This window comes from Streptomyces sp. NPDC049541, from assembly GCF_044465725.1.
Lineage (GTDB): Bacteria > Actinomycetota > Actinomycetes > Streptomycetales > Streptomycetaceae > Streptomyces.
On the sequence record NZ_JBITLY010000012.1, the window covers coordinates 49,762 to 71,603 of the forward strand.

At 70.8% G+C, this 21,842-nt stretch carries 20 protein-coding genes; 13 read left to right on the forward strand and 7 right to left on the reverse strand.

Features of this window, described 5'->3' with window-relative positions:
* Positions 1-168: 168 nt before the first annotated feature.
* A complete protein-coding gene (locus ACIBW9_RS35005; RefSeq protein WP_398961169.1) occupies positions 169-891 on the forward strand; it encodes a TetR/AcrR family transcriptional regulator in 723 nt (240 codons plus the stop codon).
* A gap of 174 nt (positions 892-1,065) precedes the next feature.
* Here the strand turns inward: ACIBW9_RS35005 and ACIBW9_RS35010 are convergent, their stop codons facing one another.
* On the reverse strand, positions 1,066-1,656 hold the full coding sequence (locus ACIBW9_RS35010) for a TetR/AcrR family transcriptional regulator (protein ID WP_099935573.1): 591 nt from the start codon (positions 1,654-1,656) through the stop codon (positions 1,066-1,068).
* 105 nt (positions 1,657-1,761) lie between these two features.
* Between ACIBW9_RS35010 and ACIBW9_RS35015 the strand changes: the two genes are divergently transcribed.
* The gene (locus ACIBW9_RS35015) at positions 1,762-3,987 is read left to right on the forward strand and encodes an MMPL family transporter (protein ID WP_398961045.1); all 2,226 of its coding nucleotides are present in this window, start codon (positions 1,762-1,764) and stop codon (positions 3,985-3,987) included.
* A gap of 349 nt (positions 3,988-4,336) precedes the next feature.
* Here the strand turns inward: ACIBW9_RS35015 and ACIBW9_RS35020 are convergent, their stop codons facing one another.
* The gene (locus ACIBW9_RS35020; RefSeq protein ID WP_398961046.1) at positions 4,337-5,101 is read right to left on the reverse strand and encodes a glucose 1-dehydrogenase; all 765 of its coding nucleotides are present in this window, start codon (positions 5,099-5,101) and stop codon (positions 4,337-4,339) included.
* Positions 5,098-5,568, reverse strand: coding sequence for a VOC family protein (locus tag ACIBW9_RS35025; RefSeq protein WP_398961047.1), 471 nt, complete (start codon positions 5,566-5,568; stop codon positions 5,098-5,100). Before ACIBW9_RS35025 ends, ACIBW9_RS35020 begins: the two co-directional genes overlap by 4 nt.
* 160 nt (positions 5,569-5,728) lie before the next feature.
* Here ACIBW9_RS35025 and ACIBW9_RS35030 point away from each other — a divergent pair, with 160 nt between their 5' ends.
* Both ACIBW9_RS35030 and ACIBW9_RS35035 read left to right on the forward strand, forming a co-directional pair.
* Positions 5,729-7,186, forward strand: coding sequence for a benzaldehyde dehydrogenase (locus tag ACIBW9_RS35030; protein WP_398961048.1), 1,458 nt, complete (start codon positions 5,729-5,731; stop codon positions 7,184-7,186).
* 44 nt (positions 7,187-7,230) lie between these two features.
* Positions 7,231-8,931 (forward strand): thiamine pyrophosphate-binding protein, encoded by a 1,701-nt coding sequence (locus ACIBW9_RS35035; RefSeq protein ID WP_398961049.1) that lies wholly within the window; start codon positions 7,231-7,233, stop codon positions 8,929-8,931.
* On the opposite strand, the gene ACIBW9_RS35040 is transcribed toward ACIBW9_RS35035, so the two are convergent.
* The gene (locus ACIBW9_RS35040) at positions 8,913-9,578 is read right to left on the reverse strand and encodes a TSUP family transporter (protein WP_398961050.1); all 666 of its coding nucleotides are present in this window, start codon (positions 9,576-9,578) and stop codon (positions 8,913-8,915) included. The genes ACIBW9_RS35035 and ACIBW9_RS35040 overlap by 19 nt on opposite strands.
* A gap of 240 nt (positions 9,579-9,818) precedes the next feature.
* On the opposite strand from ACIBW9_RS35040, the gene ACIBW9_RS35045 reads away from it, so the two are divergent.
* The 4 genes from ACIBW9_RS35045 (at position 9,819) to ACIBW9_RS35060 (ending at position 13,214) form a co-directional block, all read left to right on the forward strand.
* Positions 9,819-10,229 (forward strand): peptidase, encoded by a 411-nt coding sequence (locus ACIBW9_RS35045; RefSeq protein WP_398961051.1) that lies wholly within the window; start codon positions 9,819-9,821, stop codon positions 10,227-10,229.
* A 35-nt stretch (positions 10,230-10,264) separates the two neighbouring features.
* Entirely contained in the window at positions 10,265-10,861 is a 597-nt protein-coding gene (locus ACIBW9_RS35050; protein ID WP_398961052.1) for a hypothetical protein, read from the forward strand.
* A gap of 176 nt (positions 10,862-11,037) precedes the next feature.
* Positions 11,038-11,772: a response regulator transcription factor gene (locus tag ACIBW9_RS35055; RefSeq protein ID WP_398961053.1), complete on the forward strand. Its 735-nt coding sequence runs from the start codon at positions 11,038-11,040 to the stop codon at positions 11,770-11,772.
* Complete coding sequence (locus ACIBW9_RS35060) at positions 11,769-13,214, forward strand: ATP-binding protein (protein WP_398961054.1); 1,446 nt, start codon at positions 11,769-11,771, stop codon at positions 13,212-13,214. Before ACIBW9_RS35055 ends, ACIBW9_RS35060 begins: the two co-directional genes overlap by 4 nt.
* Positions 13,215-13,354: 140 nt before the next feature.
* Here ACIBW9_RS35060 and ACIBW9_RS35065 read toward each other — a convergent pair whose 3' ends face one another.
* Positions 13,355-13,993, reverse strand: a complete 639-nt coding sequence (locus ACIBW9_RS35065; RefSeq protein ID WP_398961171.1) for an ATP-dependent DNA ligase — start codon at positions 13,991-13,993, stop codon at positions 13,355-13,357.
* Here ACIBW9_RS35065 and ACIBW9_RS35070 point away from each other — a divergent pair.
* Positions 13,947-14,117 (forward strand): hypothetical protein, encoded by a 171-nt coding sequence (locus tag ACIBW9_RS35070; protein WP_398961055.1) that lies wholly within the window; start codon positions 13,947-13,949, stop codon positions 14,115-14,117. The two genes, ACIBW9_RS35065 and ACIBW9_RS35070, sit on opposite strands and share 47 nt — an antisense overlap.
* 626 nt (positions 14,118-14,743) lie before the next feature.
* Here ACIBW9_RS35070 and ACIBW9_RS35075 read toward each other — a convergent pair.
* Positions 14,744-15,559 (reverse strand): oxidoreductase, encoded by an 816-nt coding sequence (locus ACIBW9_RS35075; protein WP_398961056.1) that lies wholly within the window; start codon positions 15,557-15,559, stop codon positions 14,744-14,746.
* Between the two features lie 106 nt (positions 15,560-15,665).
* On the opposite strand from ACIBW9_RS35075, the gene ACIBW9_RS35080 reads away from it, so the two are divergent.
* The 3 genes from ACIBW9_RS35080 (at position 15,666) to ACIBW9_RS35090 (ending at position 20,286) form a co-directional block, all read left to right on the forward strand.
* Complete coding sequence (locus ACIBW9_RS35080) at positions 15,666-16,253, forward strand: TetR/AcrR family transcriptional regulator (RefSeq protein WP_398961057.1); 588 nt, start codon at positions 15,666-15,668, stop codon at positions 16,251-16,253.
* Between the two features lie 1,004 nt (positions 16,254-17,257).
* On the forward strand, positions 17,258-17,908 hold the full coding sequence (locus tag ACIBW9_RS35085; RefSeq protein WP_398961172.1) for a TetR/AcrR family transcriptional regulator: 651 nt from the start codon (positions 17,258-17,260) through the stop codon (positions 17,906-17,908).
* Positions 17,899-20,286, forward strand: a complete 2,388-nt coding sequence (locus ACIBW9_RS35090; protein WP_398961058.1) for a Helicase associated domain protein — start codon at positions 17,899-17,901, stop codon at positions 20,284-20,286. Before ACIBW9_RS35085 ends, ACIBW9_RS35090 begins: the two co-directional genes overlap by 10 nt.
* 309 nt (positions 20,287-20,595) lie before the next feature.
* Here ACIBW9_RS35090 and ACIBW9_RS35095 read toward each other — a convergent pair whose 3' ends face one another.
* Positions 20,596-20,739 (reverse strand): hypothetical protein, encoded by a 144-nt coding sequence (locus tag ACIBW9_RS35095; RefSeq protein WP_398961059.1) that lies wholly within the window; start codon positions 20,737-20,739, stop codon positions 20,596-20,598.
* Between the two features lie 233 nt (positions 20,740-20,972).
* On the opposite strand from ACIBW9_RS35095, the gene ACIBW9_RS35100 reads away from it, so the two are divergent.
* A complete protein-coding gene (locus ACIBW9_RS35100; RefSeq protein WP_398961060.1) occupies positions 20,973-21,587 on the forward strand; it encodes an O-methyltransferase in 615 nt (204 codons plus the stop codon).
* The last annotated feature ends 255 nt before the right edge of the window (positions 21,588-21,842 follow it).

Genomic DNA, 21,842 nt, shown 5'->3' on the forward strand with positions numbered 1-21,842 from the left:
CGCGGTCCAGGTCATCGGTGGGGAGGGAGTCGAGGCCGCCGGGGCGGGCGAGTTTCATCCTAAGCTAAGTTTGCAGTGGACTGCAACATTGCGGTGGGCTGTAACTTGCGAGCAGTCTGAGAGCAAGGTCTGCGGGAGCGCAGTAAGGCAAGGCGCAGCGAGGCGGTCATCCGTGCCGCCTTCGAGTTGTTCGCCGAGCAGGGCTACGACGCCACGACGGTCGCCGAGATCGCGGAACGGGCCGAGGTCTCGCCGCGCACGGTGGCCATGTACTTCCGCTCCAAGCAGGACATCGCCATGTCCAAGTTCAGCGAGGGCGCGGACCGGCTGACCGAGGCGATGCGCAACCGGAGCCCCGACGAGCGTGCGGTGGACGTCCTCGGGCGGTGGCTGCTGGCGGAACACGAGTCGGGCGATGACGAGATGGTCGAACTGGAACGCCGCATGTTCGTCGCCAACCCCGAACTGGCTGCGCTGCGGACGGCACGGATGGACGCCGCCATCCGCGAATCGACCAGAGTCGTCGCCGAGGATCTCGGCGTCGCCCCGGAGACCGTCGGGCCATCATCACCGAGCCGTACCGCCGCGCACCACACCGCGCGGACACCGCACCAGCCCCGCCCCGCCGCGCTCCAGCTCACCCGGGCGACGCCGACCGGCCGCACCACCGGACGCCGGCAGCGCACCCCGCCCCCGGCACGTGAACCACCCCCAGAGACCCCCGGCCCGCAGCCCTGCTCCCGCTGGTCGATTCCCGGGCCCCCAGACACACCCCGGACCCGGCCCACACCCCACCCCGCGTTCCGCCTCGCCTTCGCGATCCCCGCGGCCCTGGCGCTCCTACCCCTGGTGACCGCTCGCGCTTTCGCCCACGGGGTGCACCACTTCTGAAAGTGCGGAGAGCCGGCGTGCGGTGCCAATGCCGCGGCAGGCAACCTTCGCCCCGTCGCGACGCTTCCCCCGGCCCCAAGGGGGGCGGGAGGTACCCTCATGCACGCTCGCCCAGCCTTCGGCCGGGAGGTGCCCCCTTCGCCGCAACTGGCCGAGACCCAAGGACACCCGGCGCTAGCCGGCGTCCCGAGGAAGGGACTCGATGGCCGCCTCAATGAGGCGCAGGGCGACCACCGCGGCCTGTTCGAGGTCGGACTCCTGGGTGCCGGTGAAGAGCTCGATGATGATGGCGGTCGCCGCGACGGCCACCATCCGGGGGCCGACGGTCTCCGGGGCGACGCCGAGATCCTCGGCGACGACTCTGGTCGATTCGCGGATGGCGGCGTCCATCCGTGCCGTCCGCAGCGCAGCCAGTTCGGGGTTGGCGACGAACATGCGGCGTTCCAGTTCGACCATCTCGTCATCGCCCGACTCGTGTTCCGCCAGCAGCCACCGCCCGAGGACGTCCACCGCGCGCTCGTCGGGGCTCCGGTTGCGCATCGCCTCGGTCAGCCGGTCCGCGCCCTCGCTGAACTTGGACATGGCGATGTCCTGCTTGGAGCGGAAGTACATGGCCACCGTGCGCGGCGAGACCTCGGCCCGTTCCGCGATCTCGGCGACCGTCGTGGCGTCGTAGCCCTGCTCGGCGAACAACTCGAAGGCGGCACGGATGACCGCCTCGCTGCGCCTTGCCTTACTGCGCTCCCGCAGACCTTGCTTCACCATGGCGCCAAGATTACTGCAAAGTTACAGCTCCTCGCAATATTGCAGCGCACTGCAAATTTAGCTTAGGCTGCAGTCGTCTCGACGGATCGGCGACAGGGAACAGTCATGGCTGGAAAGTTGTACGCACTTGGCCGGTGGGCGGCGCGCCGCCGGCGCTGGGTGGTGGCGGGCTGGCTGCTGTTGCTCGCGGTGGTGGGCGGGCTCGGGATCACCCTCCACGGGAACCTCTCCACACAGTTCAGCGTGCCGGGGATCGAGGCGCAGCGGGCCACGGACCTGCTGAAGAAGGAGTTTCCGGAAGCTGCCGGCGCCGACGCACGCGTGGTGTTCGCCGCACCGCCCGGTGCCACGCTGCTCAGCGGGAAGGAGCAGGCCGCGATCGCCTCGAGCCTGCACAACGCCGCCTCGGTGCCCGGGGTGATCTCCGTGTCCGACCCGGTGACGGGCCAGACGCTGTCCGCCGACCACACGATCGGCTTCGCCGACGTCCAGTTCGCCAAGGCGGCAGGAGAGGTGCCGAAGTCCGCAACCGATGCGCTGATCTCAGCGATGGGACCGGCCCGGGACACCGGCCTCACGGTCGAGTACGACGGCTCGGCAATGGATCCGACCGTCTCGGTGAGCGACCCTGCCGAGATCATCGGGATCGTCGTCGCGTTCCTCGTACTCGCCCTCGCCCTCGGGTCGCTGGTCGCGGCCGGACTGCCCATGGTCACCGCCTTCGTCGGAGTGGCGATCGGCGTTCTGGGCGTCGAGTTCGTGGCCGGGTTCGTCCAGATGACCGAGACCGCGACCACCCTGGCGCTGATGATCGGCCTGGCCGTCGGCATCGACTACGCCCTGTTTCTGGTGTCCCGCCACCGCGAGCAGCTGGCCGGCCAGGGTGACGACGAGCTCGACGTGCAGGACTCGATCGGTCGCGCCACCGCCACCGCGGGCAGCGCCGTGGCGTTCGCCGGCCTCACGGTGATCATCGCGCTGGCGGCCCTGTCGGCCACCGGCATCCCGTTCCTGACCGTCATGGGCCTGGCCGCGGCCTTCACCGTGCTCCTCGCCGTCCTGGTCTCGCTCACCCTCGTGCCGGCCGTGCTGGCCTTCGCCGGTGAACGGCTGCGCCCCCGCGCCAAGCAGCGCCGCTCCCGGAGCGCACGCCCCGACTCCGCCGGGGCGTGGGGCCTGGCCTGGGCACGCATGATCACCCGCCGGCCCGTCGCCGCCCTGCTCGTCTGCCTGGCGGCTCTCGGAACCGTCGCGCTGCCGGTCGGCCACCTGCGTCTCGGCCTGCCCGGCAGCGAGACCCAACCCGTCGCCAGCACCCAGCACCGCGGCTACGACCTGCTCGGCCAGGGACTCGGGCCGGGCTACAACGCCACCGTCACCGTCGCCGTCGACACCGCCCGCGTCCCGGACGCCCAGCGCACCGCGCTCCTCGACAACCTGGCCGACACGCTGCGGGGCGACACCGGCGTCGCCGCCGTCGCCCCGCCGGTGACCAACCAGGCCGGCACGGTCTCCCTCCTCAGCGTCATCCCCACAACCGGACCGGACGACCAGGCCACCACCGACCTGGTGCACCGGATGCGCGACAACGACAAGCAAGCCGTCACCCAGGCCGGCGGCGTCATGTACGTCACCGGCACCACCGCCACCGCGATCGACGTCTCCGCCAAACTGGCCGACGCACTGCCCCTGTTCATCGCCATCATCACCGTCCTGGCCATCGTCCTGCTGACCATCGCCTTCCGGTCACTGCTGGTCCCCCTCAAGGCCGTACTCGGCTTCCTGCTGTCCACCGCGGCCAGCCTCGGCTTCGCCGTCTGGGTCTTCCAGGACGGCAACCTCACCGACGCCTTCGGAGTCGCCGCCGCCGCACCCGTGGTGGCCTTCCTCCCCGTCCTGCTCGTCGGAGTGCTCTTCGGCCTCGCCATGGACTACGAGGTCTTCCTGGTCAGCCGCATGCGCGAACACTTCGAGCACACCGGCGACGCCCGCGAAGCCGTCGCCCACGGCGTGGCCAGGAGCGGACGCGTGGTCGTCGCCGCCGCACTGATCATGATGGTCGTCTTCGGCGGGTTCATCTTCACCGACGACCCCGTCATCAAGTCGATCGCCTTTTCCCTCGCCTTCGGCGTGCTCTTCGACGCCTTCGTCGTCCGCCTGACCATCGTCCCCGCAGTTATGGCCCTGCTCGGACACCGTGCCTGGTGGCTCCCCCGCTGGCTCGACCGCGTACTGCCCGACGTCGACATCGAAGGCGCCCGCCTGCCCGCTCCCACACCGACCGCCAACACCCCGGCGACCAACCCGGTCCGGCAGCTCGACCACGTCTGACCCGAACACCCGCTGACGCGCAGTATGACGGTGCGTCAGCGGGTGCTCCCGGCTGCGGCCTCGCGCGGTCAGCCGCCGCGAACCTCGAATCCCCACTGGCCGAACACCGGTCAGACAGGCACAGGGTGATGTCGTGTCAGGAGATCGTCGCCTCACTGGGGCTGGCGCCGGTCCCGGCCAGCGTGGAGGGCGTGCAACGGCTTCTGACAGACATACGTGAGTCGAGCCCGCGGCACCAGGCCGCAGGCCCGACGTGTCTCACGCAGAGGTGTTCGGACACAAGAGTGCCGGGGGACCCGAACTCGCGGGTCACGCCCGGCACTTGCCTCGTCCTCCTCCGCCGGAGGGTTCACATCGCCGACGCCCCCGCGTCGACCGGCAGACCGACCCCCGTCACGAAGCTCGCCTGGTCCGAGCAGAGCCACACCACCGCCGCCGCGACCTCCTCCGGCTCGCCGAGCCGCTTCATGGCCATGCGGCTGACCCACTGGGCAAGCTGATCGTCCGTCAGCGCGTCCATGAGCGGTGTGCGAATGGAGGCAGGACACACGGCGTTCACCCGGATTCCGGACTCGGCGTACTCCACGGCGGCCGTCTTGGTGAGGCCGAGCACACCGTGCTTGCTCGCCACGTACGCTCCGAGCAGCGGCGGCGACACCAGCCCGGCCAGCGACGATGTGTTGACGATCGCGCCGGTGCCGCCCTGGGCGAGCATCTGCCGGATCTGGTGCTTCAACCCCAGCCAGACGCCCTTGAGGTTGACGGCGATGACCCGGTCGAAGTCGGCGGCCTCCATGTCGACGAGGCTCGCCTGGTGCTCGACGCCGGCGTTGTTCAGCGCGAAGTCGAGCCGCCCGTAAGCTCGTACGGTTTCGGCGACCAGCCGTTCCTGGTCCGCTTCGCGGGTGACGTCGCAGGGAACGAAGACGGCACGGCCGCCCTCCTTCCCGATCAGCTCGACCGTCTGCTCCCCGCCGTCCCGGCAGCTCTCCAGGTCACTGACGACCACCGCGGCACCCGCCCGTGCGAAGGCGAGCGCGCTGGCCCGGCCGATACCGCCGGCGCCGCCCGTCACCAATCCGGACTTCCCCTCCATGAACGGTGTGCCGGTCACAGCGTTGCTCCCTCGCGAATCTGGATCAGCTCGATCAGGTTGCCTTCAGGATCGGCGAGATAGCCGAAGCGGACATCGGGGTGGGGGGCCGGGCCCGGTGGCACGATCGCCGATGCGCCCGCGGCGAGCACTCGGTCGTAGAGACCGTCCAAGTCGGTCACCCGAAGGCAGAAATGTCCGTAGCCCTGGCGCAGTACGGCCGAGTTCGGGTCGGACGCGGGGGGCGAGGGGACCGAATCGGGGCGGGACATGAGCTCCACCGCGTAGCCGTCGGCGCTGCGCAGCACCACAGCACGCATGCGCTGGTCCTCGACCTCGAAGCGGAACTCCTCGGTGAGTCCGAGGGCCTTGGTGTAGAAGACGACGGCCGCGTCGAGATCACGGACCGACAGTCCGACGTGGTCGAGGGTCGTGGTCGCGGTCGCGGCTTGGGGCGCCGCTGCCGCCGTGGGGTGCATCGAGCACATCGGTGCCTCCTGCGGAGTAGTCAACAATCTGAGACATCTAAGCAGTCTGGCCATGCCAGCAACAAGGCTTCTGCAGGTGGAATGACCATCTGGGCACAGGTCTTGCGATATTCAGATACTCGACAATAGTGTGATGTCTAATCACTTCAGGGAGTGCATCGTGAGCCTTCTCAACGCGGACACATGGACTGCGAAGATCTTTACCGACGGCTGGTCCGACGGTTCCGGCGGGGCCGCCCCCGTCATCGAGCCCGCCACCGGGGACCGGCTCGGCGCCATCGGGCTGGCCGACGCGGAGGACGCGCGCAAGGCCGCCGCCCGAGCGGCGGCCGCGCAGGCCCAGTGGGCGGCCCGGCCGCCCGGGGAGCGGGCCGCCGTCCTGCGCAGGGCCGGCGCGCTGTGGGAGGCGCACGCCGAGGAGATCCAGGACTGGATCGTCCGCGAGAGCGGCGCCATCCGCGCCAAGGCGGCGCTGGAGACCCACATCGCCGCCCAGGAGTGCTACGAGGCCGCCGCGCTGCCCAGCCATCCGCACGGCACTGTGCTGCCGTCCGACGAGGCACGCTGGAGCTTCGCCCGGCGCCGCCCGGCGGGCGTGGTCAGCATCATCGCACCCTTCAACTTCCCGGTCATCCTGTCCATCCGTTCCGTCGCCCCGGCCCTCGCGCTGGGCAACGCGGTACTCCTCAAGCCCGACCCGCGCACGGCGGTGTGCGGCGGAGTCGCCCTCGTACGGATCTTCCAGGAAGCCGGTCTGCCGGAGGGACTCCTCCAACTACTGCCCGGCGGCGCCGACGTGGGCGAGGCCGTGGTGACCGCTCCCGAGGTCCGCGTCGTCTCCTTCACCGGCTCCACGGCGGCGGGCCGCCGGGTCGGAGAGCTGGGTGCCCGCCATCTCAAGCGCACGCACCTGGAACTCGGCGGGAACAACGCCCTCATCGTGCTGCCCGGCGCGGACCTGGCGCTAGCCGCCTCCGCCGGCGCCTTCGGCTCCTTCATGCACCAGGGCCAGATATGCATGTCCACCGGCCGCCACCTGGTCCACGAAAGCCTGCACGACGCCTACGTGGAAGCCCTGTCCGCCAAGGCCACCCACCTGCCCGTCGGCGACCCGGCGTCCGGTCAGGTCGCGCTCGGCCCGCTCATCGACGACCGGCAGCTCGGGCGCGTCGACGACCTCGTGCGGCGGACCGTGGCCGCCGGCGCCCGGCTCGCCGCCGGCGGCACCTACCAGGACCTCTTCTATGCCCCGACCGTGCTGGCGGCCGTGTCCCCGACGATGCCCGCCTGGACGGACGAGGTGTTCGGCCCCGTGGCGCCCGTCGTGCCCTTCGCCACGACGGAGGAGGCCATCGCTCTCGCGTCCGAGAGCGAGTACGGACTCTCCCTCGGCATCCTCGGTGACGTCGGCGACGCCATGGCCATCGCGGACGCGGTTCCCAGCGGCATCGTCCACATCAACGAGCAGACCGTCTCCGACGAGGCCAACGCCCCCTTCGGCGGCGTCGGCGCCTCCGGCACCGGGTCACGCTTCGGCGGCCCCGAGGCCAACATCGAGGCCTTCACCGAGACCCAGTGGCTGACCGCGCGCCCCCGGATCGCCCCCTACCCGTTCTGACCGGACACCCTCAACCAGCTCACCAGAACAGGAGTCGCGCCGCCATGGGCGAGATCAACGCCGGTCAGGCCATCGTCAATGCCCTGCGGGCCGAGGGCGTCAGCCATGTCTTCGGCATGCCGGGCGGCCATGTTCTGCCCCTCTACGACGCCATCCACCGCACGCCCGGCATCAGCAGCTTCCTGGTGCGCCATGAGCATCACGCGGCGGCCATGGCGGCGGCGTACGCCCAGCTCACCGGCGAGCCCGCCGTGGTCCTGGTCACCGCCGGACCGGGCGTCACCAACACCCTCACCGCGGTCGCGGAGGCATACGTCGGGGCCCTGCCCATGATCGTGCTCGGCGGCCGCGGCGCCACGGCGACCGCGCACCGGGGCGCCAGCCAGGAGGTCGCCACCGACCAGGTGTTCGCCCCCGTCACCAAGTGGTCGGTCCGGGTCGACCGGGCCGACCTCCTCACCGACGTCCTGCGGCAGGGCTTCGCCCGCGCCCGCGGCGGCAGGCCGGGCCCCGTCCTGATCGACATCCCGCGTGACCTGCTGACCCTCGACGTCCCCGACAAGCCGTACCTGCCGGTCGGCCCGCCCGCCCGGCCCGCCGCCGACCAACCGGCCGTCGACGCCGCGGCAGCCGCTCTCGCCGGTGCCCGCAGCCCGCTCATCATCGCGGGCGGCGGAGTCGCCTCCTCCGGCGCCTTCGATGAACTGCGCGCCCTGGCCGAACGGCTGTCGGCCCCCGTACTGACCAGCCTCGCCGGACGCGGCAGCCTCCCCGACGACCACCCCCTCGCGGCCGGTGGCCTCGGCGCCCACCGCAACCCCGTCGCCAAACGGCTGCTCGGCGAGGCGGACGTGGTCCTCGGCCTCGGCACCCGCTTCGAGGAGATGGAGACCAACTGGCAGCCCACCGCCCTCCCGTCCCCCGACGCCACCTACATCCAGGTCGACATCGACCCGGCCGAACTGGGCCGCGCCATCCCGGCCCACATCCCCGTCAACGGCGACATCAAGAGAGTCCTGGAGCAACTGCTCACCGCCCTGCCCGAGGACACACACGCCTCCCCCGGCCGCACGGAGCGCCTCCGCCAGGACATCACCGCCCTCGACGCCGCCGTCGACCGCATGGCACTCGACGACAGGGCCCCGATCCATCCCGCCCGCGTCATCCGCACCGCCCGCTCCGTCTTCCCCCGCGACACCGTCCTCGGCGTCGACGTCGGCGCCCTCGCCCAGCACATCGGCGGCGCTTTCCCCTTCTTCCGCGTCTACCAACCACGCTCCGTCATCACCCCGTCGAGCTTCTACGGCATGGGCTTCGCGGCCGCCGCCCTGCCCGCCGCCCGCCTGGTCCACCCGCAACGGCCCGCCCTGTGCTTCGTCGGCGACGGCTCCTTCCAAATGGTCATGAACATCGTGCCGATGGCCGCCCAGTACGGACTCGCAGTCACCTGGTGCGTGCTCAACGACGACGCCCTCGGCTCCATCCGGGACCTCCAGGAACACACCTACGGCAACCGCATCCAGGACACCGAGTTCCCCTTCCAGCCCGACTTCGCCCGCCTGGCCGAGGCGTGCGGCGCGTACGGCGAACGCGTCGACGACCCGGCCGCCGTTCCTGACGCCCTGAAGCGCGCCCTCGCGGAGAACGCGGGCGGCCGCCCCGCCGTCCTGGACTTCGCCGTCGCGCGCACCCGGCTGGCGCAGACCAGGGAGCACTACTTCACGACCTACCCGCAGGACGACTGATCGGCGCCCGCTTCGGGCCCTCTGAAGCGGGCGCCGCCCCTGGCCGGGGCGAGTGCCACACCGATGAGCGCGCTGGATGCGGTCAGGACCGCGGCGGCGCCGAAGACGACCAGCTTGGTCAGGTGCATCACTACAGCGGAGGCGGCCTCGGTGCCGATGTAGGTGCCGCGCAGCAGGCCGCGGGCGAGAAAGAAGGGGGCGACCATCGGGCCGACCGAGCCGACGAGGGCGGAGCCGAAGCCAGACGCGGCGCCGACAGCGGCGAACGCGGTGTCGTCCAGTCGGGCAGCGTGTGGCTTCCAGCGCCGCCAGGCGACCATGACCAGCAAGAACACGCCGATGAAGCGGGTCAGGGCAGGCAGGGGTGCGGTGGCGAACAACAGCGCGCCAGCGGCTGCGGCCGGTACGGCGCCGATCGCGAAGATGCCGACCAGGCGCCGGTGGACCTCGCGGCGGTTGAACCAGACCCGGCTGCCGTTGCTGGCCAGTTGGGCGACGGTGAGGACCGCGACGGCGTCGCGGGTGCCGAGGACGGCGACGAACACGGGCAGGAGCAGCACCCCGCCGCCGAATCCGGCCACCGCCGAGAGGACCGCGGTGCCGAAGGCGGCGACGACGATGGCCATAGCCTGCAGTGTCTGTTCCACGCGGAGGATTCTTCCGGCTGCGGTGGCGGCCGAGCCGGGGGGCTCAGCCCGCGGCGGTGTCCTGTGCCCGGGCCATCGGAGTGCTGGTGAGCCGTGTATGGCGAAAGATTGGCGGTCTGCTGGTCTGGCTCTCTCCGATTGCTGGGCTGTCTCTCAACAGCTGGTTCCTAGGGTCGTTGTCATCCCCCGAGGGCCTGGTTCCACCGCCTTCGTAAGACCCCAGTGTTTGGAGACACCCTGATGCGTGCTCTGCCCCGTCGTGCCGTGCTTGCCGCTCCCTGCGCCGCGCTGATGTTCGCTCTGGTCGCCTGCGGCGGATCCGACTCCGGCTCCGACTCCAAGGCCGCGGACACCCAGCAGCAGGCCCAGAGCGCGGGCGGTGCCGAGGCCGGCGGTGAAGCGGCCGGCGACACCGACGACAAGAAGGAGCCGCCGCTGACCGGTGACATCAAGACGAAGGCCGAGGCCGCCGCGCTCGCCGCGTACCCCGGCACCGTCCTGAAGTCCGAGGAGGACGCGGAGAAGCCCGGCATGTACGCGGTGGAGGTCAAGCAGGCCGACGGCACCTCGATCGAGGTCTACCTCGACAAGTCCTACAAGGTCACCGACACCAAGAAGGAAGGCACCGAGGAGGCCGACGAGGCCAGCTGACGGCCACAGCCCGAGCTGCTGGAAAGGAAACCTGGATGCCGTCCGAACCCGAACTCACCCCCGCCTCACCCGCAGACGCCGAACAGACAGCGATCCTCGATGCGGTGGATGGCGCACCGGCGCCGCGCGGCTACGGGGACCGCTTCGCAGAGGACGCCTTCGACTACCCCTCACCGCAGGCCACGCACGCCTGGTCCGCCGATGCCGCGTCAGCTACAGCTGCCGGTGAGACGGACACCGTGTCTCGGGTGCCGGCGCAGGGGCGAGGCCGCGCGGGATCCAAGGCGCGGGGCGCGGGCGGCTGGCGACAGGTGGCCGGCCGGCACCAATCGGTCCTGTTGGCCGCTGCCGCGCTGGTTGTTCTGGGCGGTTTCGGGCTCGCGCTGTCGTCCGTCAGCCAGACCGTCTCCTCCAATCCCACCCCGGGCGGCACCGCTCAAGTCTCCGCTCCCAGGTCACCGACCGCGCGGCCGCTCCCGCCCGACCCCGCGGACACCCCCGAGCCGCCCGGCAGCGCCGCTGTGCCCACGCAGACGAGCTCCTCGCCGGGCGCCGGCGAGGACCGGGACCGCGAGAAGGAACACGGGCGGGAAGAACAAGGACGCGAGGACGGCAACGACGCCGACGACTGACTCCCCCATCGGCGCCGACGCTGTCCCGCCACCGCCGTCCGGCCGACGCCGTCCTCCCGTCCCGTCGGCCGGACGGCACACCCATGTCCAACATCGTCCAGGTACGTCTCCCTGCTCCCAGGCGGCTTCCCGTGAACCGTTCAACTCCCCTGGCACAGCTGTGCGAGCCTGGCGCCATGCGGCTGCTGCTCATCGAAGACGACGACCGAATCGCCGGACCCCTCACCGAGGGCCTGGGACGCTACGGCTTCACCGTGGACCACGTCCGCACCGGCGCCGCCGGGCTCGCCGACACCACCACCGCCCCGGACCTGGTCCTGCTCGATCTCGGCCTGCCCGACATGGACGGCCTGGACGTCTGCCGCAGCCTGCGCGCCCGCTCCGCCGTCCCCATCATCATGATCACCGCGCGGGGTGAAGAAGCCGACCGCATCGTCGGCCTCGAACTCGGCGCCGACGACTACCTCGCCAAGCCCTTCGGCGTACGGGAACTGATAGCCCGCATCCGCGCCGTCACCCGCCGTGCCGGAGCACCCGCATACGCGCCGACCGGCCCCCACGACGTTCCGCAAGCGCACCAGCCTGCCTCCAGTGCACAGGTGTTGGGACCGCTGGCCATCAACCGCCGCACCCGCGAAATACACCTCAACGGACGCGAAGTCGCCCTGACACCCAGGGAGTTCGACCTTCTGGCCTACCTCGCCGACGACCCCGGCACCGTGCACTCCCGCCAGCAGATCATGGACACCGTGTGGGACCCGCACTTCTTCGGCCCCACCAAGACCCTCGACGCCCATGTGGCCGCCCTGCGCCGCAAACTCGGAGACCCGGGCTGGATCACCACCGCCCGGGGTGTCGGCTTCCGCCTCACCGTCCCCGGCGACCATCCTGCCGTGGAGGCCACCGGATGACCCGGCGCCTGCTACTCAGCTATCTCGCCCTGGCCGTACTCGTGCTGGCCGGCCTGGAGATCCCCCTCGGCTACATCTACGCCCGCGCCGAGACCTCCCGCGCCTCCCAGAGCGTGGAACGCGACGCGGCCATGCTCGCCGAGGTCACCGAGGAGAACATCGAAGAAGGCAAGGTCGACGAACTGCCCGACGTCATCGGCGACTACGCCACCCGCACCGGCGGCCACGTCGTCGTCACCGACAAGCAGGGCATCGTCCTGGCCGACTCCGACCCAGCCGCCCGCACCGGCATCAGCCTCGCCGCACAGCCGGACATCGCCCGCGCCCTGACCAACCAGCCCACCGTCACGACCACCACCGACAGCGCCGGCCGCGACGTGCTGTCCGCGACCATGCCCGGCGCCTCCGGCACCACCATCCGCGGCACCCTGCGCCTGACCTACCCCCTGGACCAGGTCAGCACCCGGGTGCACCGCATCTGGGGCGCCCTCGCGCTGGCCGGAGGCTGCGTCCTCGCCGCGGTCGCCCTGGCCGCCTTCACCCTGGCCCGCTGGATCACGCGCCCGCTGCGGACCCTGGAGGCCGCGACCGCCCAGCTCGCCGAGGGACAGCTCACCACGCCGCCCGACGCCACCACCGGACCACCCGAACTACGCCGCCTCGCCACGTCCTTCACCCACACCGCCACCCGGCTCCAGCACCTGCTCAAAGCCCAGCAGGCCTTCGCCTCCGAAGCCTCCCACCAGCTGAAAACCCCGCTCACGGGCCTGCGGCTGCGGCTGGAGAACTTCGAGCCCTACCTCGACCCGCGCGCACACCCCAGCCTGGAGGAAGCCGTCGGCGAGGTCGAACGCCTCGGCCGCATGGTCCAGGGCCTACTCGCCCTGGCCCGCCTGGAGAACACCGCCACCACCCCCGAACCCGTCGACCTCGACACTGTCACCGCCGAACGGATGGCGATGTGGGAGCCACTGGCGGCCGAGCAATACGTCGCCCTCGACATCACCGGCCCGCCCGCAGGACAGGTGTGGGCCATCCCCGGCGCCCTGGAACAGATCATCGACAACCTGATCGCCAACGCCCTGCGCGTCTCCCCACCCGGCACCACCATCACCCTCCACCGCGCCCCCGGCACCGAACTCCACATCATCGACCAAGGCCCCGGCATGAGCGCGGCCGACCGCGAACGCGCCTTCGACCGGTTCTGGCGCTCCTCCGACTCCCACCACGACGGCACCGGCCTCGGCCTGCCCATCGTCCGCCACCTCGTCGACACCTCAGGCGGCACCATCACCCTCCACCCCGCCCCGGGCACCGGCCTCGACGCCCGCATCCAGCTCCGGCCCGTCACCGCGCGCCCGCGTGGGCCGCGCTCGGGCGGGGAGGACTCCGGCTCCCGCCGTCCCCTCAGCCGGCGAACACAGACCGCCGGTCGGCGGTAAGGCCGTCCGCGGACCCAGGGACGGGCCGGACCGCCCTGGCTACGGGCGGGCCGGTGCGGCGACAACCAACGCTGTGCTCGCCGCCGCGCTCACAGCGCCGTCAGCCGACTTCGGTGGCCTGCGACGTCTTGCTGGGCACGTCACGTGCCGAGGAGCGGCACCTGCCACGCGCTGAGGTCCCCGCGCAGCCTCAGGAAGCGGACGGGGTGACGGTAACGGCCCTCGTCAACCGCCGTGTCGGCAGAGAACTCTGCGACCAGGTCAGGCCGTACGGGCTGGTACTCCAACTCTCCGCGGGTGCCCCAGCCGGCGCTGAAGCGATGCCCGTGCCACGGATGACCAGGGTCGGCCGGATGCAGCTGCTGCGCGAGCTCGCGCCGTACGACGGTGGGCAGGGGCGTGGTTCGGGCGATCAGCCGCAGGCGGCCCGCGGCGTCATGCCGGGCCAGCAGCAACGTGGCCGGGGAGGCCATAGCCCCGGTGATGCCGCCGATCAGCCCCTCCGCGGTGGTGTGGGAGCGGACCTTGATCCAGGCACGCTTGCCGGGCAGGTAGGGCTGCTCACCGCCCTTCACCACGACGCCCTCGATGCCGACCGCGCCCCAAGCAGGGGTCAGCCAGTCCAGCACAGTGGCCCGGTCGCTGGTGGCGGGACAGAGCGTGACCGGGGCAGCGAGCACCCCACGGGCGAAGAGGTCCTCCAGGATCGCGCGCCGATCACGATGCGGCCGGGTGAGCAGCTCGGCATCGTCCCTGTCCTGCGTCGAGGTCCGGGCCAGCGAGCCGGTCTGCCAGCAGCGCCTCTTCTTCGTGGTTGAGGAGTCCGGTGCCGAGGAGGTGGCCGAAGCCGGAGGTGATGGAGTCGACGGGTTTGCCGTCGCCGTCGAGGGCGACTGTCCGTAGCATCAGCCTCAAGGATTCCGCTGGAACGATCGTCTGACGCCCTGACAGCAGGAGGGTGCCTCCCACCCGCGATGACCTGGACTGTCTAGACCCAGAAAACCGCGAGGAAGAGGCACCCGACGAGCGAAGAGCACCGACTGGCGGCTTGCCGTGCGGGCCGACGGCAAGAACCTGATCGGCCACGCGGGCGTGGTGCTGCTGCGGAAGGTTGCCGACCGCGTCGGCCTTGGCCACTGCCCTGAATGCGGCGTTGCCACACCGGTCCGGGCTGGTGGGACCGGGGCACGGGGCTGGTTCAGGTGGCCCGCGCAATCATGCTCTGTGCGACGAACATCTTGGAGGCCGAGCAACTCCAGCACCACTGGCGGGCGGTGTTCAGCCGGCCGGTCTCGGAGGGCACTTCGCGCCGTGCTCTGGCGGCGATCGACGCCCCCGTCGCGGGCCCGGAACGAGCGCGCCCGCGCCGCGATACGCCGCGTGGTGTGGACGCTGCTCGCCCTGCGAGCCGGCGGCTTCCCCTGGATCTCGGTGTGCGACCGCGAGCCTGCCGACTGGTACGTCCTGGACCTGGACGCGACCGCCGTCACCTGCACCAGCCGCAAGGAAGACGCGGCGGGCGCCTTCAGTCAGGTAGGCAGCTGGTTGAGCTTGCGGATCTGCCGGTCGAAGGCCCGGGAGGGGACGAGGCGGCGGAGGGCGCTGACGCGTCCGGCGGTCGGCCCGGCGGGGTAGCGCAGCCTCGGCTTCGGGTCGGTCGCCGCGGCGACGATCGCCTTGGCGACGGTGGCGGGATCGTCGCCGTCCTTCATCGCCGCGGCCATCAGGCGCTCGAAGACCTGCCGCTGCTGCTCGTAGGCCGGCAGAGGCATGGCGGGCTTCGGGGAGTTCGCCTCGAACGCGGTCCTGGTCACGGCGGGCTCGACGAGCAGCACGCGGACGCCGTGCTGGCGGACCTCGTGGTCCATGGACTCGGAGTAGCCCTCGACGGCGTGCTTGGACGCGGCGTAGGCGGCCATGTAGGGCGCGGGGACGAACCCGAGGACGGACGAGAGGTTGATGATCCGACCGCGCCCCTGAGCGCGCATGTGCGGCAGGACGGCCTTGGTCATGCGGATCAGGCCGAAGACGTTGATGTCGAACAGCTGCTGGTCCTGGGCAAGGGAGCGTTCCTCGCCGGCGCCGGCGGAGCCGATGCCGGCGTTGTTGACCAGGACGTCGATCCGCCCGAACTTCTCGATCACGCGGTCGACCGCGCGGGCGACCGAGGTGTCGCTGGCCACGTCGAGGTCGAGGAACGTCACGCCATTGCGGCGGGCATCCCCGGAGGCTCGGCGGCTCGTTCCGACGACCTCGAATCCTGCGTCGACGAGCGCGAGCGCGGCCGCCTTGCCGATGCCTGACGATGCTCCGGTCACGAGTGCTACCGGCCGGTTCGTGGTCATGATGGGCCTCCTCATTAATTGGATTATGACCGTAATGCAATTACTCTAGGCATGGGAGTCGGCAGGCGGCAAGCGGCCTCCCGGCCGGAGCGACGAGGAGGAGTGCGTGGCGCGCTACACGAAAGACCACAAGCAGGCGACGCGGCAGCGGATCATCGACGCGGCCGGCCGCCGGTTCAAGAAGGACGGCATCGACGGCTCCGGAGTCTCGACGCTGATGGCGGACGCGGGGCTGACCAACGGCGCCTTCTACGCCCACTTCACCTCCAAGGAGGACCTGGTCGCGAACGCCGTCGCCGACCAGCTGGGCGCGCAGAACGCCAGCCTTGAAGCACTGGCGCCCGGCCGCGCCGGGCTCGAACAGTTCGTCCGCGCCTACCTGTCCCCCGGACACCGCGACGACCCCGAGAACGGCTGCCCCACCGCCGCCCTACTCGACGAGATCGGACGCTGCACGGATGCGACCAAGCAGGCGTTCACCGGCGGCCTGCTGACCGTCATCGACGACATCGCCGCCCGCCTGGCACCCGACAACCCGCCCTCGGCACGCGCGCAGGCGCTCAGCGTCTTCGCCATGATGGTCGGGACACTGCAACTCTCCCGCGCCCTGGCCGACCGCAAGCTCGCCGACGACGTCCTCGACCAGGGCGTCCACAGCGCCCTCGCGCTGCTCGACGCCTCACCTGTGCTGTAGCCCGCTCTTCGCCTCGTGGACGAGCGTGGCTGCCTCCGCTCAGTCACATCCCGGCGCCTTCACGGCCTTCCTCATCACACTCGCACGTCTTCGCCACCGGCCGGTTCCCCATCTGGGAACCGGCCGCGACCACCCATACCAACGACGTCGGCGTACGGCGGTTCAGCGGGAATCTCCACACCTCTACGCGAGATCGTCACCTGGCAGCGGCTGCGTTTCACCAGGTCAGCGCATTCCGTCGGTTGCCCTCATCTCCAACAGCAGTCCCCGAGCCGGCGCCGGGTGCGCTGGGTGACCGGCTGGGCCGTCAACGCCACGACCGAGCAGGCCAGCGCTCTGCTGCCGACGAAGGTGTGGACGGCCGCGCTGCGGCAGGACGGCAAGGTCCACGAGATCAGGGGCCCGCGGCGACATGGGTCGGCCGCCCCGGCCACGCAGCCAGCCCGGCACCGGCAGCAGCGGCCGGGCCACGGCCCACTCCGCGTCCGTCATGTCCGAGGGATACCGCCGAACACGTTCCGGATGATCGACCGCGTCCCCGAACCGGTGAGCAACACAATCACACGTCCGTGCAGCCGAGTTGAACTCCACAAGCGCGCCCCGTGCCCCGCAGCGTGGCCCGCTCCGGCTTCCGCCGGAGCGCGAGCACATACAACTGCGGCAACAGGGTCTCCGGGATCTCGGTTGGCTCCGCAACCCCGAGCTACCAAGAGGCCCTGTTCTCATACCCGCGGCCAGCTGCGATCACCCGATCGAGACTCCCGTTCGACGCGCACCCCTCAAGACCGGAACGACAACAGCGTCTGAGGGCCAAGCGTCGATGGCGCCCGCCACGTGGCGCCAGGTATGCGCATCGCTCATCACGCCGCGGACGACGACGAGGCCCGGAGCGTCCGGCTCCCCGTACACGTCAACCGTGACCCGGCTGTCCCCGCGACCGACAACTTCTTCTGAATCGTTCGCTCCATAAATTCGTTATGGAGCGAACGATCTATAATGCAAGCGTGACCGAACGCAACCGTGGACGCCCCCGAGCCTTCGACCGCGACCGTGCGGTCCTTGACGCCGCTCGCCTGTTCTGGCGACGCGGCTACTCCGGCACCTCGACCCGCACCCTGGCCGCGGTCCTCGGGCTTTCCACCTCCAGCCTCTACGCCGCCTTCGGCAGCAAGGCCGGACTGTTCGAGGAAGCGGTGCGAACCTACGCCGAGCGTTACCGCGAGATCTACCAGCAGGCTCTCGCCGAGAACGACATCCAGACGGTCATCGAACGCATCCTCACCGACTCGGTCCACGAGTTCACCCAGCCAAGCGACACGCACCCCGGATGTCTCATCAGCAGCGCCGTGATGACCGACAGCACGAGCACGCTCGATACCAGCGCCTACGTCGCCGAGCTGCACAGCTCGAACGAGCAGGCCCTCCTCGTGCGCATCGAACGAGCGATCCAGGACGGGGAACTGGCCGCGGGCACCGACGCAGCGGTCCTGGCCGGGCTCATCCAATGCGTCTGGCACGGATTGTCAGTGCGGTCCAACGCCGACACGGCTCGCGAGGACCTGCTCGCGACGGCACAACTTGCTCACCAGCTGATCTGCCGACAACTCATGTCACCAACGTCCCGACCCGCAAGCACCAGGGGGACATGCCCGTGAAACTACGTGACCACCAGATCGAGGCGGTTGCCGCCGTTGTGCGCGGTCTCGATGTCCCGGCGGGCGGTATTCCCTTCGATGGTCTGCGCGGGCAGGTGCACGCCGCGTGCGGCACGGGCAAGACGTTCATTGCTGCGGCGTCGGCGAGGCGGCTGGTGCCGCGGGGGCGGGTGCTGGTTTTGGTGCCGACGCTGGATCTGCTGGCGCAGACGGTGAGGGCATGGCATGAGGTGGGGCATCGGGGGCCGTCGGTTGCGGTGTGCTCGCTGCAGGACGATCCGCAGTTGTGGCAGTTGGGGGTGCGCTCCACCACGAACCCGGTCCAGCTGGCTTTGTGGCACGGGTCGGGGCCGGTGACCATCTACGCGACGTACGCGTCGCTGGGCGTGCTCGCGGAGGCCTTCGAGGGCGCCTACGGGCAACAACTGGCCCCAGTGGACCTGGCGGTGGTCGATGAGGCTCACCGGACGAGTGGGTCGATGGGGAAGGCGTGGGCGGACATCCACGACCAGACCGTCATCCCCGCGCACCGCCGGCTGTACCTGACTGCGACGCCGCGGATCTGGGAAGAGCGGCTCAGCCGGGAGGTTGCCGAGGGGGTGCGCGACCCGCTGCCGAGGGAGATGGCGGCGAGCATGGACGACGAGAAGGTCTTCGGGCCCGTCCTGTACAAGCTGTCGCTCGCGTCGGCCGTGGCGCGTGGCCTGCTGGCCCGGTACCAGATCATCGTGCTGGAGCTGAAGGATCCGGTCGTCACGCCTGAGCGTCTGATGGGTGAGGAGCGGCGCAGCGAGGAGGTACGCGGGCAGCGGCTCGGAGCCTTGCAGGCGGCGCTGCTGCACACGATGGCGCAGCACAACCTCAGCACGTGCATCACCTTCCACCACCGCACCGTCGAAGCACAGGCCTACGCGGAGGGCCTTCAGCGTGTGGCGGCCAAGCTGCACGCGGATCAGCCCGAGACGTACCCGTCGAAGGTCTGGGCGGACTGGCTGTGCGGCGAGCATGTCCCCGAGCGCCGGCGGAAGGTCCTCGGCTCGTTCGGGTCCACGGCGCAGCGGGCCGTGCTCTCCAACTGCCGTGTCCTGGGCGAAGGCGTCGACATCCGCGCCGTGGACTCCGTGGCGCTGCTGGACCCGAAGGGCGCGCCGCACGACATCGTCCAGGCCGTCGGCCGGGCGCTGCGGCAAAAGCCTGGCCAGGGCAAGCTCGCCTCCCTGATCGTGCCGGTGTTCCTCCAGCCGGGAGAACAGCCCGAGGACATGTTCACCTCCGGCTCCTACCGGCCCTTGGTGAAGGTCCTCGAGGGACTGCGGGCCCACGACGAAGAGGCCGTCGAACTGCTCGCCATCCCCCAGGAACCCCAGAAGGACATCGTGCAACCGTCCGTGGACATCGGCACGGAACCGGAAGAGGGTGAGGAAGAGTCCCGCCTGCTGCTGCGCTTCGCGGCGCCCAGGGATCCGGTGATGGTCGCGGACTGGGTGTCCTTCAATGTCATCGACACCGAGAAGCAGGACTGGGCGCGCGGCTGGGCGGCGCTGAAGACGTTCGCCGAGCGGGAGCAGCACGCCCGGGTTCCCTACGGGCACAAGGAGGGTGCGTACCCCCTCGGTCAGTGGGTTGCAGAGCAGCGGCGCGAGTACGGGGCCGGGCAGATGAGCGACCTGCGCGCCCGTCGGCTGGAGCAGCTGGGCATGGTCTGGAGCCTGGCGGATGAGCGGTTCCAGGAAAATCTCGCAGCCGCCCGCGCGTACTACGACCAGCACTGGACGCTGTGCGCGCCCCGTACCGCGACCGCGCTCGGCCGGCCGATCGGGCAGTGGCTGTCCAACCTCCGCCGCCCCGGCGCACTCGACGGGCACCCCGAGTGGGAGAGGGCGCTCAAGGAGATCGACCCGGACTGGAACCCGCGGTGGCCGGCCGGCTGGCAACGCCACTACGCCGCGCTGCGCGAACTGCTGCGCGACGAGGGCGGCCGGGTCGAGGTCCTGCCTGGCGTCACCGTCCACGGCATGGACATCGGGCGATGGCTCAACAAGCAGCGTGAGCATGCCACTTGGACCGGTCTGGTGGACGGGCAGCGCGAGCGCTTGGGGCAGTTCGGCATCGTGCCCCTGCCGCCGCCGGAGCGGAAGGCCTCGGCCAAGGTCTCCAAGGCGGGCTCTGGCGCCTTTGAGCGAGGTCTTGCGGCCTTGGCGCAGTATGCGGCTCGTACAGGCTCTGTGACCGTCCCCAGGAACCACGTAGAGACGCTGGAGGACGGCACCGAGATCCGGCTGGGGGTATGGCTGACCAACACCAAGCAGCGGCGCGCGAAACTCACCACCGACAAACTCAAGCAGCTCGCCCGCCTCGGACTGGAGTGGGCGGCGTAGGCGCTGATGTGGCTGTGAGGGTCTTTCCTCTCGCCGCATCCAAAAACGCACGACGCCGGCGAACTGCAGGGCGGGACAGCCGTAACGGTGACTGCGCAGGCAAGATCCGAGGCGACCGCTCACCCGCCGTCGCCCCATCCCGTCGATGGCCGGATCACCGACGGCCACAGCGAGTACCGCGCGCAGCAGTGTGCACAACGCGTCGATCCCGGCGCCGGCAGCGCTGCGCGTGTGCTGCGGCACCAGCAGTGGCACCTCCATGCCGCGTCCGTTGCCGCTTCGGCGGCGAGCGCGGGAACCTGGCGGGCCTTATGGGCTCTGCGGCCGCTTCCGCGCCGTCACGAACACCAACGCACCGGCGGCCACCAGCAGGAAGGCGGTGCCCGCCCGCAGCAGGACTCCGTCCGCGCCGGTGGCGGCGAGGGGGCCGCCCGTCCCAGCAACACCCACCACCGGCCTTCACCGCCCTGCCAAGACGATCTCCCGGCAACAGCCCAGCAGCCTGTCCCGGAAATGACGCCTCCCCCGGGCACACCGGCCTCCTCACCGAAACGGACGACAAGGCTGGCCCGGCGGCGATGAGGCCGGTCAAGAAGGCCGCTGCTGCCTGCCGTCACCGGCAAAGGACCGCGCCGGTCAGGCGGTTCCAGCCCCGAACGGGTTTCGCAGGGCCCATACTGGCGGCCATGTCGATGCACGGCACCGCCGCCTACCACGACGACATCGGCCCGCTGCCACCGCTCGTCGAACGCGCCGTCCACGCCGCCCGCCAGCACGGTTTCGGCTACTCCTGCCGCCCCGAGCAGGGCAGGCTGCTCCAGCTGCTGGCCGGCGGGGCCCGCACCGCCATCGCCGAGACCGGCACCGGCTGCGGAGTAGGCCTGGCCTGGCTGGCCAGCGGGGCGGCACCCGACGTCGAACTGCTCAGCGTGGAGCGGGACCCGACACGGGCCAAAGTGGCGGCGGACGTCTTCGCCGACGTGCCACAGGTACGGGTGGTGTGCGCGGACTGGACAGAGGTCTACGCCCACGGCCCCTACGACCTGCTCGTCCTCGACGGCGGCGGCCAAGCCAAGGCGGGCGGTGCAGCAGACGCGGCAGATCCCGAACGGCTCCTGGAGCCGGGCGGCGTGCTGGTCGTCGACGACTTCACGCCCTCACGGACCTGGCCACCCTCCCACGCCGGCCATATCGACACCGCCCGCCTGTACTGGCTGCAACATCCCGCCCTGCGCACCGTGGACCTGCCGCTGGCGAGAGACCTGAGTGCGGTGGTCGCCGTCCGCCGCACCGAGAGATGAAACAACGAACCCGCCCCACCCACCCCCAGCACACCACCACACCGGCCCCCGGCACCACACCAAACCCGGCCCCGGCCCAGCCAGGGCAGACACGGCACTCATCCCCAGGACTTGACGTCCCAGTCAGAGCGGCCAAGACACCCGGAAAGGAGCAACGCGCTCTCACGGCCTGCGGGTCCGCCGGGCCTCCGACCACCTCGCACACGACACGGCACAGCAGCCACAGCGCTGCAGTGGCGATGGCGCTCTCCAGAT

What these genes read in the sequence shown, in the direction of transcription:
- ACIBW9_RS35035 (WP_398961049.1), top strand. Translation starts at nt 7,231, where the DNA reads ATGGGCGAGATCAACGCCGGTCAGGCCATCGTCAATGCCCTGCGGGCC.
- ACIBW9_RS35050 (WP_398961052.1), top strand. Translation starts at nt 10,265, where the DNA reads ATGCCGTCCGAACCCGAACTCACCCCCGCCTCACCCGCAGACGCCGAA.
- ACIBW9_RS35075 (WP_398961056.1), bottom strand. Translation starts at nt 15,559, where the DNA reads ATGACCACGAACCGGCCGGTAGCACTCGTGACCGGAGCATCGTCAGGC.
- ACIBW9_RS35045 (WP_398961051.1), top strand. Translation starts at nt 9,819, where the DNA reads ATGCGTGCTCTGCCCCGTCGTGCCGTGCTTGCCGCTCCCTGCGCCGCG.
- ACIBW9_RS35100 (WP_398961060.1), top strand. Translation starts at nt 20,973, where the DNA reads ATGTCGATGCACGGCACCGCCGCCTACCACGACGACATCGGCCCGCTG.
- ACIBW9_RS35060 (WP_398961054.1), top strand. Translation starts at nt 11,769, where the DNA reads ATGACCCGGCGCCTGCTACTCAGCTATCTCGCCCTGGCCGTACTCGTG.
- ACIBW9_RS35015 (WP_398961045.1), top strand. Translation starts at nt 1,762, where the DNA reads ATGGCTGGAAAGTTGTACGCACTTGGCCGGTGGGCGGCGCGCCGCCGG.
- ACIBW9_RS35055 (WP_398961053.1), top strand. Translation starts at nt 11,038, where the DNA reads ATGCGGCTGCTGCTCATCGAAGACGACGACCGAATCGCCGGACCCCTC.
- ACIBW9_RS35010 (WP_099935573.1), bottom strand. Translation starts at nt 1,656, where the DNA reads ATGGTGAAGCAAGGTCTGCGGGAGCGCAGTAAGGCAAGGCGCAGCGAG.
- ACIBW9_RS35090 (WP_398961058.1), top strand. Translation starts at nt 17,899, where the DNA reads ATGCCCGTGAAACTACGTGACCACCAGATCGAGGCGGTTGCCGCCGTT.
- ACIBW9_RS35025 (WP_398961047.1), bottom strand. Translation starts at nt 5,568, where the DNA reads ATGTGCTCGATGCACCCCACGGCGGCAGCGGCGCCCCAAGCCGCGACC.